This window comes from Streptomyces sp. NPDC006296 (genome assembly GCF_040613235.1).
Lineage (GTDB): Bacteria > Actinomycetota > Actinomycetes > Streptomycetales > Streptomycetaceae > Streptomyces.
This window is the reverse complement of the sequence record NZ_JBEXRT010000019.1, coordinates 34268-49449: the sequence shown is the minus strand read 5'-3', so window position 1 is coordinate 49449 and position 15182 is coordinate 34268. Positions and strand designations below refer to the sequence as shown.

10 protein-coding genes and 1 pseudogene are annotated in these 15182 nt (G+C 74.5%); 7 read left to right on the top strand and 4 right to left on the bottom strand.

Annotated elements, in window-relative coordinates; translation table 11 throughout:
• Window positions 1-7 precede the first annotated feature (7 nt).
• From infB to ABZ172_RS15760, 7 genes are all read left to right on the top strand, one after another.
• Window positions 8-3112 (top strand): translation initiation factor IF-2, encoded by a 3105-nt coding sequence (gene infB, locus ABZ172_RS15790; RefSeq protein ID WP_356884261.1) that lies wholly within the window; start codon window positions 8-10, stop codon window positions 3110-3112.
• Window positions 3113-3278: 166 nt separating this feature from the next.
• A complete protein-coding gene (locus ABZ172_RS15785) occupies window positions 3279-3575 on the top strand; it encodes a DUF503 domain-containing protein (protein ID WP_356884259.1) in 297 nt (98 codons plus the stop codon).
• Window positions 3576-3601: 26 nt separating this feature from the next.
• Window positions 3602-4063 carry a 30S ribosome-binding factor RbfA gene (gene rbfA, locus ABZ172_RS15780; protein WP_356884257.1) on the top strand — a complete coding sequence of 154 codons (462 nt, stop codon included), beginning with the start codon at window positions 3602-3604 and terminating at the stop codon, window positions 4061-4063.
• The gene (gene truB / locus ABZ172_RS15775) at window positions 4060-4965 is read left to right on the top strand and encodes a tRNA pseudouridine(55) synthase TruB (RefSeq protein ID WP_356884255.1); all 906 of its coding nucleotides are present in this window, start codon (window positions 4060-4062) and stop codon (window positions 4963-4965) included. The genes rbfA and truB overlap by 4 nt, the downstream gene beginning before the upstream one ends.
• A gap of 234 nt (window positions 4966-5199) precedes the next feature.
• Window positions 5200-8736, top strand: coding sequence for a trypsin-like peptidase domain-containing protein (locus ABZ172_RS15770; protein WP_356884253.1), 3537 nt, complete (start codon window positions 5200-5202; stop codon window positions 8734-8736).
• A 43-nt stretch (window positions 8737-8779) separates the two neighbouring features.
• Window positions 8780-9733: a bifunctional riboflavin kinase/FAD synthetase gene (locus tag ABZ172_RS15765; RefSeq protein WP_356884251.1), complete on the top strand. Its 954-nt coding sequence runs from the start codon at window positions 8780-8782 to the stop codon at window positions 9731-9733.
• 83 nt (window positions 9734-9816) lie between these two features.
• On the top strand, window positions 9817-10971 hold the full coding sequence (locus ABZ172_RS15760) for an XdhC/CoxI family protein (protein WP_356884249.1): 1155 nt from the start codon (window positions 9817-9819) through the stop codon (window positions 10969-10971).
• A 160-nt stretch (window positions 10972-11131) separates the two neighbouring features.
• Here the strand turns inward: ABZ172_RS15760 and ABZ172_RS15755 are convergent, their stop codons facing one another.
• The 4 genes and pseudogenes from ABZ172_RS15755 to ABZ172_RS15740 form a co-directional block, all read right to left on the bottom strand.
• Window positions 11132-12130, bottom strand: a complete 999-nt coding sequence (locus ABZ172_RS15755) for an ABC transporter ATP-binding protein (RefSeq protein ID WP_356884247.1) — start codon at window positions 12128-12130, stop codon at window positions 11132-11134.
• Window positions 12127-13188, bottom strand: coding sequence for an ABC transporter ATP-binding protein (locus tag ABZ172_RS15750; protein WP_356884245.1), 1062 nt, complete (start codon window positions 13186-13188; stop codon window positions 12127-12129). The genes ABZ172_RS15755 and ABZ172_RS15750 overlap by 4 nt, the downstream gene beginning before the upstream one ends.
• Window positions 13185-14105, bottom strand: coding sequence for an ABC transporter permease (locus tag ABZ172_RS15745; protein WP_356884243.1), 921 nt, complete (start codon window positions 14103-14105; stop codon window positions 13185-13187). The genes ABZ172_RS15750 and ABZ172_RS15745 overlap by 4 nt, the downstream gene beginning before the upstream one ends.
• A pseudogene (locus ABZ172_RS15740) lies at window positions 14102-15094 on the bottom strand (ABC transporter permease); the annotation flags it as partial. The pseudogene ABZ172_RS15740 and the gene ABZ172_RS15745, both read right to left, overlap by 4 nt.
• Window positions 15095-15182 lie beyond the last annotated feature (88 nt).

The following is a 15182-nucleotide window of genomic DNA, read 5'->3' as shown; positions in this document are numbered from 1 at the left end:
GAGCGAAGTGGCTAAGGTCCGGGTATACGAGCTCGCCAAGGAGTTCGGCGTGGAGAGCAAGGTCGTCATGGCCAAGCTCCAAGAACTCGGTGAATTCGTCCGTTCGGCGTCCTCGACGATCGAGGCGCCGGTTGTACGCAAACTGACTGACGCACTGCAGGGGCCCGGCGGCAACGCCGGCAAGTCCGCTGCGAAGCCGGGCGCGCCCCGCAAGGCCGCCCCCGCCAAGCCCGCGGCGCCGTCTCCGGCCGCCGCGGCACGTCCCGCTGCCCCGAAGCCCGGCGCACCGGCCCCCAAGCCGGCCGCCGCCGAGACCCCGGCGAGCAGCACCCCCGCGGCGCCCTCCGCGCCGTCGGCCGGTCCCCGTCCGGGCCCCCGGCCCGCGCCGAAGCCCGCCCCGGTCACCCCGGTGCCCGCCGCGGAGTTCTCGGCTCCGGCTCCGGCCCAGCAGCCTGCCGCACCTCAGCAGGCCCCCCGTCCGACCGGCGCCACTCCCGGCCCCCGTCCCGCCCGCCCGGCTCCGGCCGGCGGTCAGCGCGACGGCGGCCAGCGTGACGGCGGCCGCGGCGGCGAGCGCCCCGCGCGTCCCGGGGGCCAGGGCGCACAGCCCGGCTCCTCCGGGCGGCCCGGCGGCGCACGTCCGGCCGGTCCCCGTCCGGGCAACAACCCCTTCACCTCCGGCGGCTCCACCGGCATGGCGCGCCCCCAGGCGCCCCGTCCCGGCGGTGCCCCGCGTCCCGGCGGCGGTCAGGAGCGCCCCGGCGCCCCGCGCCCGCAGGGTGGTCCCGGTGGCGCCCCGCGTCCCCAGGGCCAGGGTGGCGCCCGCCCGACCCCGGGCGGCATGCCCCGTCCGCAGGCCCCGCGTCCGGGCGGTGCCCCCTCGGGCAACCGTCCCAACCCGGGCATGATGCCGCAGCGTCCCGCCGCGGGCCCGCGTCCCGGCGGTGGCCCGGGCGGTGGCGGCCGCGGTCCCGGTGGCGGCGGCGGTCGTCCCGGCGGTGGCGGTCGTCCCGGTGGCGGCGGCTTCGCCGGCCGTCCGGCCGGTCCCGGTGGTGGCGGCGGCGGCTTCGCCGGCCGTCCCGGCGGTCCCGGTGGTGGCGGCGCAGGCCGTCCCGGTGGTGGCGGCGGCTTCGGCGGTCGTCCCGGCTTCGGCGGTCGTCCCGGCGGCCCGGGTGCCCGTGGTGGCACACAGGGTGCGTTCGGCCGTCCCGGCGGTCCCGCGCGTCGTGGCCGCAAGTCGAAGCGCCAGAGGCGCCAGGAGTACGAGGCCATGCAGGCCCCGTCGGTGGGCGGCGTCATGCTGCCCCGCGGCAACGGGCAGGCCGTCCGGCTGTCGCGCGGTGCGTCCCTGACCGACTTCGCGGAGAAGATCAACGCCAACCCGGCGTCGCTCGTCGCCGTGATGATGAACCTCGGCGAGATGGTCACCGCCACGCAGTCGGTCTCCGACGAGACGCTGAGGCTCCTCGCCGAGGAGATGAACTACGTCCTGGAGATCGTCAGCCCGGAGGAGGAGGACCGCGAGCTGCTCGAGTCCTTCGACATCGAGTTCGGCGAGGACGAGGGCGGCGAAGAGGCCCTGGTCTCCCGTCCGCCGGTCGTGACCGTCATGGGTCACGTCGACCACGGTAAGACCCGTCTGCTGGACGCGATCCGCAAGACGAACGTCGTCGCGGGCGAGGCCGGCGGCATCACGCAGCACATCGGTGCGTACCAGGTCTCCTCCGAGGTCAACGGCGAGGACCGCCGGATCACCTTCATCGACACCCCGGGTCACGAGGCGTTCACCGCCATGCGTGCACGTGGTGCGAAGTCCACCGACATCGCGATCCTCGTGGTGGCGGCGAACGACGGTGTGATGCCCCAGACGATCGAGGCGCTGAACCACGCCAAGGCGGCCGAGGTGCCGATCGTGGTCGCGGTCAACAAGATCGATGTCGAGGGCGCCGACCCGACCAAGGTGCGCGGTCAGCTCACCGAGTTCGGTCTGGTGGCCGAGGAGTACGGCGGCGACACGATGTTCGTCGACATCTCCGCCAAGCAGAGCCTCAACATCGAGGCACTGCTGGAGGCCGTCGTCCTCACCGCCGACGCCTCGCTCGACCTGCGGGCCAACCCGGAGCAGGACGCGCAGGGCATCGCGATCGAGTCCCACCTCGACCGCGGCCGCGGTGCCGTCTCGACCGTCCTCGTCCAGCGCGGAACGCTGCGCATCGGCGACACGATGGTCGTCGGCGACGCGTACGGCCGCGTCCGGGCGATGCTCGACGACAACGGCAACAACGTCCAGGAAGCGGGTCCCTCGACCCCCGTCCTGGTCCTGGGGCTCACCAACGTCCCGGGTGCCGGCGACAACTTCCTGGTGGTCGACGAGGACCGTACGGCCCGTCAGATCGCCGAGAAGCGTGCGGCCCGCGAGCGCAACGCCAACTTCGCCCGCAAGGGCGTCCGGTTCTCCCTGGAGAACCTGGACGAGGCGCTCAAGGCCGGTCTGGTCCAGGAGCTCAACCTCATCATCAAGGGCGACGCGTCCGGTTCGGTGGAGGCCCTCGAGTCCTCGCTGCTCCAGCTCGACGTCGGTGAAGAGGTCGACATCCGGGTCCTGCACCGCGGTGTGGGTGCGGTCACCGAGTCGGACATCAACCTGGCGACCGGCTCCGACGCCATCGTGATCGGCTTCAACGTGCGCGCCGCCGGGCGTGCCGAGCAGATGGCCGAGCGCGAGGGTGTGGACGTCCGGTACTACTCGGTCATCTACCAGGCGATCGAAGAGATCGAAGCGGCCCTCAAGGGCATGCTCAAGCCGGAGTACGAAGAGGTCGAGCTCGGCACGGCGGAGATCCGCGAGATCTTCCGCTCGTCCAAGCTGGGCAACATCGCCGGTGTGCTGGTCCGCTCCGGCGAGGTCAAGCGCAACACCAAGGCGCGGCTGCTGCGCGATGGCAAGGTCATCGCGGAGAACCTCAACATCTCCGGTCTGCGTCGCTTCAAGGACGACGTCACCGAGATCCGCGAAGGCTTCGAGGGCGGTATCAACCTCGGAAACTTCAACGACATCAAGATCGACGACGTCATCGCGACGTACGAGATGCGCGAGAAGCCGCGAGGCTGATCAACGGGATTCCCGGGGGGAGACCCCCGGGTCCTCCTGCGAGGTCGGGGCCGGTCGACGGGTCGTATTTCCGTCGATCGGCCCCGGCCGTTCCGTGTACGGTTCGGGTGTCCCCGCCAAGCGATGGCGGGGCGCGAACCCGAACCGGCGGGACATCCGGACACACATGTACGTGGGGACTCTGTCCTTCGACCTGCTCCTCGGCGACGTACGGTCGCTGAAGGAGAAGCGTTCCGTCGTCCGCCCGATCGTCGCCGAACTCCACCGCAGGTTCGCGGTGAGCGTCGCGGAGACGGGCGACCAGGACCTCTACCGCAGGGCCGAGATCGGTCTTGCCGCGGTCTCCGGGGACACCGGACACCTCACAGACGTACTCGACCGGTGCGAACGCATGATCGCGGGCCGGCCGGAGGTGGAGCTGCTGTCCGTACGACGGCGGCTGCACAGCGACGAAGACGATTGAGCACGGCACGAGAAGGAGACGGACCAGTGGCCGACAACGCGCGGGCGAAGAAGCTGGCGGACCTCATCCAGGTGGTGGTCGCCGAGAAACTGCAGCGCGGCATCAAGGACCCGCGGCTGGGCACGCACGTGACCATCACGGACACCCGGGTCACCGGCGACCTGCGGGAGGCCACGGTCTTCTACACGGTCTACGGCGACGACGAGGAGCGGGCCAGCGCGGCCGCCGGACTGGAGAGCGCCAAGGGCATCCTGCGCTCGGCGGTCGGTGCCGCGGCGGGGACCAAGTTCACCCCGACCCTGGCCTTCGTGGCGGACGCCCTGCCGGACAACGCCAGGGCGATCGAGGACCTGCTCGACCGGGCACGCGCCTCGGACGCCAAGGTCCGCGAGGCGTCCTCGGGCGCCACCTACGCCGGCGGCGCGGACCCGTACCGCAAGCCCGAGGACGCGTCCGACGAGAACGACGGGGACGCGCCTTCCGCATGACGCAGAACAAGCAGGACAGGACGCCGGACGGCCTCGTCATCGTCGACAAGCCGTCCGGTTTCACCTCGCACGACGTCGTGGCCAAGATGCGCGGCATCGCCCGCACCCGGCGGGTCGGCCACGCCGGCACGCTGGACCCGATGGCCACCGGCGTCCTCGTGCTCGGCGTCGAGCGGGCCACCAAGCTGCTCGGCCACCTCGCGCTGACCGAGAAGGAGTACCTCGGGACGATCCGGCTCGGCCAGGACACCGTCACCGACGACGCCGAGGGCGAGATCACCTCGTCCACCGACGCCTCCGGGGTGACCCGTGAGGGCATCGACGCCGGGGTGGCCGCACTGAGCGGCGCGATCATGCAGGTGCCGTCCAAGGTCAGTGCCATCAAGATCGACGGCAAGCGCTCCTACGCCCGGGTGCGCGGCGGCGAGGACTTCGAGATCCCGGCCCGTTCGGTGACCGTCTCGTCCTTCCGGGTCCACGACGTCCGCGAGGCGGTCGCCGAGGACGGCACCCCGGTCACCGACCTGGTCGTCTCCGTCGTCTGCTCCTCGGGCACCTACATCCGCGCCCTGGCCCGCGACCTCGGCGCCGGACTCGGCGTCGGCGGGCACCTCACCGCACTGCGGCGGACCCGCGTCGGACCCTACGGCCTGGACGCCGCGCGCACCCTCGACCAGCACCAGCAGGAACTGACCGTGATGCCGGTGGCCGAGGCCGCCGCCGCGGCCTTCCCGCGGTGGGACGTGGACGAGAAGCGGGCGAAGCTGCTGCTCAACGGCGTACGGCTGGACATGCCGTCCGGTCCGCCGGGGCCGGTCGCGGTCTTCGGCCCCGACGGGGCGTTCCTGGTCCTCGTCGAGGAGCAGAAGGGCAAGGCCAAGAGCCTCGCCGTCTTCGCCTGACCGGCCTGCCCGGGCAGCGGTCCGTCGAGGAGCCGCGCCCGGGCAGCGGCCTGTCGTGGAGCCGGCACCTCCCCCGGACGGGTGCCGGCTTCACGCCCCCGTGACCATCCCTGTCCACCCGAGCCCGAGGATTCACCCCAACGGGCGGGCGCGCGGAGTGAGAGCGGGTGGTGCGGGGGGCGCTTCGCGCCTTCGGGTTTCCGCCGCGGATCACCTGCCGTCTAACGTCGGACCATGGGCAGCGGGGACCGGTCGACACTTGTGCGTATCTGCGATCAGGCCGGCCGGCCGCGGGGCACCGGATTCGTCGCGGACGACCGCGGCACGGTCGTCACCAGCCACCAGGCCGTCGCGCGCTCCGCCTCCCTCACCCTGCACGGCGCCGACGGCCGCAGCTGCCCGGTCGGCCCCGACGACATCACCGCACTGCCCGCCCTGGGGCTCGCCCTGCTGCGCACCGGCGGCCCCGGGACCCTGGGCGTGGAGCCGCTCCCGGTCGCCCTGCGCGAGGAGATCGGCACCGGCACCTATGTGCGGATCGCCGCCCACGGCTGGCGCGAGGCGCGCGTGCTCGGGACGACCCCGGCGACGTACACGGAGGGCGGCCGCGCGCACCCCCTGGCCGGCGCGCTGGAGCTCGCCCTCGGGACGGACGGGCGCGACGCGCTGCGGTCCGGCGGGGCGGCCGTCGGCGGGCCCGTGACGGATCCGCGCACCGGCGCCGTCCTGGGCGTGCTCTCCACCGCGCTGGAGGCGGAGCACGAGACCGCGGGGCTCGCGGTGCCCCTGAACCTCCAGGATGCTCCCGGCCCGCTCGCCGAGGTGCTCGGGCGCAACGCGAACGGCGTCCCGGGCTACGGCCGCGACCTCAACCTCGCCGGGGCGCTGCAGCTGACCGCCACCTCCCTCGGCCATGCGGACGGCCGGCCCTGCGGCACGGAGACCGTCGAACGCCCCGACATCAGCGCGGAGTTCACCGCGTTCGAGACCGGGACCGGTCCGGTGCTCGGCCTGGTCGGCGCCCCGGGGACCGGCCGCACCACGGAGCTCGCGGCGCTGGCCGCGCGCCGGGCCCGCGGCCCGGTGCCCGCCCTGACGCTCTGGCTGCGCGGGGCCGACCTGCTCGCCGACGACACCTCGGTCGCCGACGCGATGGGCAGAGCCCTCCAGCGCTCCGGACGGATCCTCACCGCAGCGGGGGCCCGGGGCGACATGGCGACGGCCACCCCGGAGCGGGTGGCGCGCCTCGCCGCGGCGACCGGGAAGGCGCTCCTCGTCGTCGTCGACGGCCCGGAGGAGATGGAGCCGCTGCTGGCCCACCGGCTCGCCGGCTGGGCCGGGGCGAGCGCCGCGTGGCTCCCGGCCCACGAGGTGCGGCTGCTCGTCGCCTGCCGCCCCGAGCACTGGGAGACCGCCGGCGCGCTGTATCCGCCGGGCGCCCTGCACCGCCCCGAGCGGCCGGCCCGTGGCCTGCCGCCTGCCGTCCGGCTCGGCGACCTCACCGCGGAACAGGCCGAGCGGGCCCGGGAGCGGTACGCCATCCCGCCCGGCGCGATCGCGCCCGGCCACGACCGGCACCCGCTCACCCTGCGCCTGCTGGCCGAGGTGCGCGCGGCGCTCCCGCCCGACGTCCCCGGGCACCCCGGCACCGAGGAGGTCTTCGCCGCCCACCTGGACCTCACCTGCGTGCGGATCGCCGTCCGCATCGGGGCGCAGGCGGAGCCCCGGCTGCGGGGCGCGGAGGTCCGCCGGCTGGCGGCCAAGGTGTCCGGCCAGGTCCACGAGGCGGCCAGGCGCTGCCTTGGCCCGGGGCAGGGCGAGCTGGACCGGGAGGCGTTCGAGGAGATCTTCCCCTGGCGCACCGGATGGGCCTCGGCGGTCCTCACCGAGGGGTTGCTGGTCCCGGCGGGGGCCGGCTACCGCTTCGCCCACGAGGAGCTGGGGGACTGGGTGCAGGGCGCGCACCTCGACCTGGACGCGGCCCTGCACGCGCTGGTCCACCGCTGGCACGCGGACGGTGCGTCCGAGACGCCCGGCCCCGCCCCGGAGGACCCGGCGGAGCCCCGCAACCTCCCCGTGCCGCGGCACCGCATCGGTCCGGTGATCCAGGCGATGCTCCTGCTGGAGCGGCGCCACGGGCACGCGGCGCTGGCCCACCGGATGGCTGACCTGATCGAGGCGATGGACCGGCTGGCCCCCGGTCCGCGGGAGCGGCCCGCCGACGCCGTGTGGTGGGCGGCCCGGCTGCTCCGCGAGAGCCTCCTCAGGGTCCCGGACGCCCGGCCCTGCCTCGGGGTGCTGCGGGTGCTGGCCGGGCGGATCACCCGGCGGTCCCTGTCGGGCGGCGGACCCGCCCCCCTCGGCCCCTACGCGGAGTTCGGCCCGTGGTTCTGGCGCCGGGTCCGGCTGCCCGAGGAGGACCGGATCGACCTGCTGCGGCGCCTCCTGCCCGCCGACGGCGCTCCCCGCCCGGACGGCGGCGAACGCTTCCTGGACGCGGTGGCGCGGCGGCTCGCCGCCGACCCCGCAGCCGTCCAGCCGCTGCTGTGCCGCTGGTTCACGGACGAGAGCCCGCTGCCCGCCGAGGAGGGCGCGCCCGTACGGCTCACCGTGGCCGCCGCGGCGCAGGCACTCCTGTACGCCCGGCGGGACCTGGCCGTCGACGGTCTCACCGAGGCACTCGTCGAGACCACCCACCCGCGCGCCGCCGAACTGCTCACCACCCTCGCCGAGGACGAGCCGGCCGCCCTGTGCAGGGCGCTGGACCGCTGGGCCCGCGACGACGAGCGGCCGGTACGGCGCGCCGCCGCGGCCGTGCACCTCCCGCTCCTGGCCGCCCGCACCCTCCAGGCCTCCGACCGGGCCCTGCTCCGCCGCACCGCGCTCACCCTGCTGGCCCGGCCCGACGACACGGTGCTGCACGCCCAGGCGCTCACCGTGCTCGTCCGGGACCCCGGGACGGGCGGCCGCTACCTCCCGCAGGCCCTGCGGGTCTTCGCCGCGGGCGACCCCCGGCTGCCGGTGGCCCTGCTCACGGAGGTGTTCCCCGAGCACCCCGAGCCGGTGCTCGCCGCGCTGCGCGCCCGTCTCTCGCTGCCGGGGGAGCCCGCCGACACCGTGCTCGGGGAACTGGCCGGCCTCGACACCCCCGCCCTGGCGCTGCACGCCCCGGGCCTCGTGCGCTGCTACATCGACAGCCGCCCCGGCCGGGAGGCCGCGGCGCAGGCCGCCGCCTATGTGGACCGCAGGCTGGAGCACAGCCCGGCCGCCCGGGCTCTGATCCTGCCGCTGATGACCGGGCTGCTGCGGGACCGTCCGGCGCCGCCGCCGGTGCGCGCCGCGCTGGCCCGGGTGCTCGCCGCCGCGGGCAGCACCGCGTCCCGGCCGCTGCGGGCCGAGCTGCTGGAGGTGCTGCTGGAGTTCGAACAGGACACCGCCCGGGACCCCGAGGTCCTCGACGCGCTGCTGCGGGCCGCCGCCGCGGGCGCCGGAGGCCGTCCCGAGGCCCGCACCCGGGCCCTGGTGCACCGCACCGGGACGCTCCTGGTACGGACGGCCGACGGTGCGGGGCGGTTCGCCGAGCTCACCCGGGAGGATCCCGGATTCGCGGCCCTCGTCGCCCGGTGGCTGGCGGACGCCCCGCAGGAGTGGGCCGCCGTCGTCGGTCCCGCCGCACGGCGGACCACGGCGGTGCCCGACGGGCCGCGGTCCGGGATCCCCATGCCGATGCAGGCTGCGGGACGTGAGCATGGCAGTCTTAGACCTGCGTAATGGACATACACACGTACACAGGTTCGGGCGAGGAGCGGTCAGAGTGCACTGCTGGCGTGGTTTGGAGGACATCCCTGAGGACTGGGGGCGCAGCGTCGTCACCATCGGGTCCTACGACGGGGTGCACCGCGGACACCAGCTGATCATCGGCCGTGCCGTGGAGCGGGCGCGCGAGCTCGGCGTTCCCTCGGTCGTGGTCACCTTCGACCCGCACCCCAGCGAGGTCGTCCGTCCCGGCACCCATCCGCCGCTGCTGGCACCGCACCACCGCCGCGCCGAGCTGATGGCCGCGCTGGGGGTGGACGCGGTGCTCATCCTGCCGTTCACGGCCGCGTTCTCCCAGCTCTCGCCCGCCGACTTCATCGTCAAGGTGCTCGTCGACAAGCTGCACGCGAAGCTGGTCATCGAGGGCCCCAACTTCCGGTTCGGCCACCGCGCGGCCGGCAACGTCGCCTTCCTCGCCGAGCTCGGCGCCACCCACGACTACGGCACCGAGGTCATCGACCTCTACGTGAGCGGTGAGGCAGGCGGCGGCGAGCCGTTCTCCTCGACGCTCACCCGCCGCCTGATCGCCGAGGGCGACGTCGCGGGGGCCGCGGAGATCCTCGGCCGCCCGCACCGCGTCGAGGGCGTCGTGGTGCGCGGCGCCCAGCGCGGACGCGAGCTCGGCTTCCCCACGGCGAACGTGGAGACCCTGGCGCACACCGCGATCCCCGCCGACGGCGTCTACGCCGGCTGGCTCACGGCCGACGGCGAGGCGATGCCCGCCGCGATCTCCGTGGGCACCAACCCGCAGTTCGACGGCACCGAGCGCACCGTCGAGGCGTACGCGATCGACCGCGTCGGCCTCGACCTGTACGGGCTGCACGTGGCGGTCGACTTCCTGGCCTATGTGCGCGGCATGCTGAAGTTCGAGTCGATCGACGACCTGCTGGTGGCGATGGCCGCCGACGTGAAGCGGTCCAGCGAGCTGGTCGCGGCGTACGAACGGGGCTGAGGCCCGGCTCCGTCCTGTGGTGCGCGCGCCCGCCCCGGGGCATCCTCGGGGGCAGGAGCCGTCCTGCCGGGAGGAGCCCGTCCGTGCGTGAGCTGCTGTCCGAACTGCGTGGCTGGCTGACCGCCGGCACGCCCTTCGCCCTGGCCACCGTCGTCGCGGTGCGGGGCAGCGCGCCGCGCGCACCGGGCGCCGTGATGGCGGTGACCTCCACGGGCGTGGTGGCGGGCAGCGTCTCCGGGGGCTGCGTGGAGAGCGACGTCTACGAGGTCGCCGCCGGCACGCTCACCACCGGCCTGGCGGAACTGCGGACGTACGGCATCAGCGACGACGAGGCCTTCGGCGCCGGGCTGACCTGCGGCGGCACCATCGACGTCCTGGTGCGGCCCTGCGTCACACCGGCGGACCGGGAGATGCTGCGGCGGCTCGCCGGCACCGTCGCCGCCGGGACACCCGTCGCGCTCGCCACGGTCGTGTCCGGAGCCGCGCGCCGGGGCGCCTGCCGGACGGTCCTGGACGGCGGGACCGACGGCTCGCTCGGCGACGAGGGGCTCGACGCCGCCGTCACCGACGACGCCCGGGGGATGCTCGCCCAGGGAGCCACCGGCATCCTCCGCTGCGGCGCGCACGGAGAACGCCGGATGCAGGACGTCACCGTCTTCGTCCAGACCTACGCGCCCGCACCCCGCATGCTCGTCTTCGGTGCCATCGACCACGCCGCGGCGACCGCGCGCATCGGGTCCTTCCTCGGCTACCGGGTGACCGTGTGCGACGCCCGCCCGGCCTTCGCTACCCCCGAACGCTTCCCCACGGCCGACGAGGTGGTCTGCGCCTGGCCGCACACCTACCTGGAGTCGACCCCGGTGGACGCGCGCACGGCCGTCTGCGTCCTGACCCACGACCCGAAGTTCGACGTGCCCCTGCTCGCCGCCGCGCTGCGCACACCCGCCGGGTACATCGGGGTGATGGGCAGCCGCCGCACCCACGCCGACCGGCTCGCCCGGCTGCGGGAGGCCGGGGCCGACGAGGCGGGGCTGGCCCGCCTCGCCTCACCCGTCGGGCTCGACCTCGGCGCCCGGACCCCGGAGGAGACGGCCGTGTCCATCGCCGCCGAGATCATCCAGCACCGCTGGGGCGGCACGGGCCGGCCCCTGGCCGAACTGTCCGGGGCCATCCACCACACCACGGGCCCCGGGCGCACACCCGCCGCGCCGGGCCCCGCGGACCGGGACAGCCCCTGAGAGCTGTCCCGTCGTCCCCGGCGGGCGCACGACGACAGCCACGGCACCTCGCCGTGTTGCCGGAACGCCGGAACACATCCGGTGTGCGGACGCCCCTCCGCCTTGCGATGCACCGCATCCGACGCCGCGCGCCGATCCACCGGGGATCGCCGGACACCCCTCAGGCGGGAACCTCCGCCGCCGCGACCCAGTGGCAGGCGACCTGGTCACGGCCACCGCCCTCCAGCACCGGCAGGTCCTTCGTGCGGCACGCGTCCGCGACGCCCGCCCGCTCCGCCTCGCCCGAGGCGAGCACCTGGCAGCGGGCGTGGAAGCGGCAGCCGGCCGGCACCTTCGAGGGGTCCGGCGGTTCGCCCGTCAGGATCACCGGCTCGCCGTCCGCCTCCGGCAGCACGGACAGCAGGGCCTGGGTGTACGGATGCCGGGGAGCCGTCAGGATCTGCTCGACGTCACCCGTCTCCACGATCCGGCCCAGGTACATCACCGCCACCCGGTCCGCGATGTTCCAGGCCAGCCCCAGATCGTGCGTCACCACCAGGGCCGACAGGCCCAGCTCGTCCCGCAGCCTCAGCAGCAGCGCCAGGATCTCCCCGCGGACGGAGGCGTCCAGCGACGCCACGGGTTCGTCCGCGACGATGAGTTCCGGCTCCAGCACCAGGGCGCCCGCGATCACCACGCGCTGGCGCTGGCCGCCGGACAGCTCGTGCGGATACCGGAGGAGGAAGCGCTCCGGAGGACGCAGCCCGGCGCGCGCCAGCGCCCCGGACACGGCCGCCGCCTCGTCGCCCGCGTAGCCGTGGATGCGCAGGCCCTCCGCCACCGCGTCGTACACCGTGTGGCGGGGGTTGAGGGAACCACTGGGGTCCTGGAGCACCAGCTGCACCCGCTTGCGGTACGCCTTCAGCGCCCGGCCCCCGTAGTCGAGCGGCTCGCCGCCGAAGGTGACCCGGCCCGCCGTGGGCGGGACCAGGCCCAGCAGGGACCGGGCCAGCGTCGTCTTGCCGCAGCCCGACTCCCCGACCAGGGCGACGATCTCACCGGGACGGATGTCGAGGTCGACCCCGTCGACGGCCCGCGCCGTCGCGGCGCCCCGCCGGCCGGGGAACGCGACCCGGAGCGCCTGCGCGCTCAGGAGGGGTGCCGGGGGAGTGGTCGTCATGAGGTGCTCCTCGCTTCCTCGGTGCCGTCGAGCGGACCGGACGCCACCGTGGCCTCCGGCTCCACCAGCACACAGGCGGCACGCCGGCCCGGACCGGCCGGCCGCAGCTCCTGGTCCTCGGTGGCGCAGGTGTCCAGCGCCGCCGGGCAGCGCGGATGGAACGTACAGCCGGACGGCAGTGCGGAGGGGTCCGGCGGGTCACCGGGCAGGCCGCGCGGCGCGTGCCGCGAGGCCGGATCCCCGATGCGCGGGAAGGCGCCGGACAGGGCACTGCCGTAGGGGTGCCTGGCGCTCTCGTAGACCTGCTTGGCGGGGCCCTCCTCGACCACCCGCCCCGCGTACATCACCGACAGCCGGTCGCAGGTGTCGGAGAGCACCGCCAGGTCGTGGCTGATCATGATCAGACCGAGGTCCTGGTCGCTGACGAGCTGTTCGATCAGCCGCAGGATCTGTGCCTGGATCATCACGTCGAGTGCGGTGGTGGGCTCGTCGGCGATGATCAGCCGCGGATCGCAGGCCAGGGCCATCGCGATCATCACGCGCTGGCGCTGGCCACCGGACAGCTCGTGCGGATAGGCGTCCGCGCGCGCGGCCGGAAGCCCCACCTGCTCCAGCAGCTCACCGGCGCGCCTGCGCGCGGCGGCCGCGGTGGCCCTCCCGTGCAGCAGGATCGGTTCTGCGATCTGGTCCCCGACACGGTGCACGGCGTTCAGCGAGTGCATCGCGCCCTGGAAGACGATCGACGCCCCCGCCCAGCGCACGGCCCGCAGCCGCCCCCACTTCATGGTGAGGACGTCCTCACCGTCCAGCAGGATCTCGCCGGTCAGGGTCGCCGACGCGGGCAGCAGGCGCAGCAGGGCGAGCGCCAGCGTCGACTTCCCGCAGCCGGACTCCCCGGCGATGCCCAGCTTCCGGCCCGCCTCCACCCGCAGGTCGACACCCCGCACCGCGGGGACGGCGGACGCCCCCGAGCCGTAGGTGACGTGCAGGTTCCGGACCTCGAGCAACGGCTGCCCGGTCTCCGGCTCGGTGACGCTCTCGGTCTTCACGACGGTCATCGGGACACCCCCAGCTTGGGGTTGAGCACGGACTCGACGGTACGGCCGCACAGCGTGAACGCGAGGGCGACGGCCGCGATGGCGAGTCCGGGCGGAGCGAGGTACCACCAGTTGCCCGAGCTGACCGCTCCGGCCTCCCGGGCGTCCTGGAGCAGCCCGCCCCAGGAGACGATCGTGGGATCGCCCAGCCCGAGGAAGGCGAGGGTCGCCTCGGTGAGGATGGCGGTGGAGATCACCAGCGTGGTCTGCGCGAGCACCAGCGGCATCACATTGGGCAGCACATGACGGGACATGATGTGGCCGTGCCCGCCGCCGAGCGCCCTGGAGCGTTCGATGTACGGACGGGACTCCACGGACAGCGTCTGCGCCCGTACGAGCCGGGCGGTCGTCGGCCAGGTGGTCACCCCGATGGCGAGGATCGTCGTCCAGAGCGAACGCGAGAGCACGGTGGCCAGCGCGATGGCGAGCACCAGGGTCGGCATCACCAGGAACCAGTCCGTGATCCGCATGACGACGTTGCCGTACCAGCCCTTGAAGTGCCCGGCCGTGATCCCCACCAGGGTCCCGATGGCCACCGAGAGGAACGCGGCCAGCAGCCCGACCGTCAGCGAGACGCGCGTCCCCCACACCAGCAGGGCGAGCAGGCTGCGGCCGAACTGGTCGGTGCCGAGCGGGAACGCGGAGCTCGGCGACTCCAGCGGACCGCCCGGCGCGGCGGTGACGCTTTGCGAGTCGGCGCCGACCAGCAGCGGGGCCGCCAGCGCGGTCAGGGCGATCACCGCGAGGACCGCAAGCCCGGCCAGGCCCGCGCGGTGGCTCCGGTACTGCTGCCAGAAGCGGGCCGCCGCCCGGCGGCGGCGGGTCCAGGCCAGCGCGCGCGGGCCGGCCGTCCGTGTGGCGTCGGTCGTGGTCGTCATCGGCCCACCCGGGGATCGAGGAGCGGATAGATCACATCGGCGAGCGTGTTCATCAGGATCACCGCGGCGGCGAAGATGAAGAACAGCGCCTGCACCAGAGGCAGGTCCGGCACGCTCAGCGCCTGGTAGAACAGACCGCCCAGACCCGGCCAGGAGAACACCGTCTCCACGAGGATCGCGCCCGCCACCGTGTTCCCCAGGTTCACGAAGAGCAGGGTCACCGTCGGCAGCATCGCGTTGGGGACGGCGTGCCGGCGGCGCACCAGGTCGTCCCGGAGCCCCTTCGCGCGGGCCGTCGTCAGGTAGTCGCCGCCCATCTCGTCCAGCAGCGAGGAGCGCATCACCAGCAGGGTGCGCGCGTACTCCACGGCGACGAGGGTGACGACCGGCAGCACGAGGTGGTGGGCCACGTCGAGGACGTGGTCGAGACCGCTCCCGCTCCCGGACTCCATGCCCCCGGTCGGGAACATGCCCGGGACGGGCCCGATGCCCACCGACAGGGTGACGATCAGCAGCAGGCCGAGCCAGAACGAGGGCACCGAGTACAGCGTCAGGGCGAAGGCCGTGTGGAAGCGGTCGCCCGCCGAGCCGCTGCGCCAGGCCGACCTGGCGCCCAGCCAGATGCCGATCGCGGTGTAGATCACGAACGCAGTGCCGGTGAGCAGCAGCGTCGCGGGCAGTGCCTCGGTGATCTTGTCCATCACGGGTGCGCGGAACTGGTACGACGTACCGAAGTCGCCGGTCAGGACCTTGCCGCAGTATGCGGTGAACTGCTGCCAGAGCGGCAGGTCCAGTCCGAACTCCTTGCGCATCGCCGCGATCTGTTCGTTGGACACCTGCCGTCCGCCGGTCATCTGCTTGACGGGGTCGCCGGGGATCAGGCGGAACAGGAAGAAGCTGGTGACGAGCACGGCGAACAGCGAGACGGCCGCGCCGGCCAGCTTGCCCGCCGCGTAGCGGAGATAGGCGGTCGTGCTGCGGGCACGCGGACCGCGGTGCGGGGGGGCGCGCGGGGCGCGGGGGGGCGGGCGGGCCCGGGGGACCCCCCCCCCCCCCCCGGGGGGCGGGGGGGGGGGT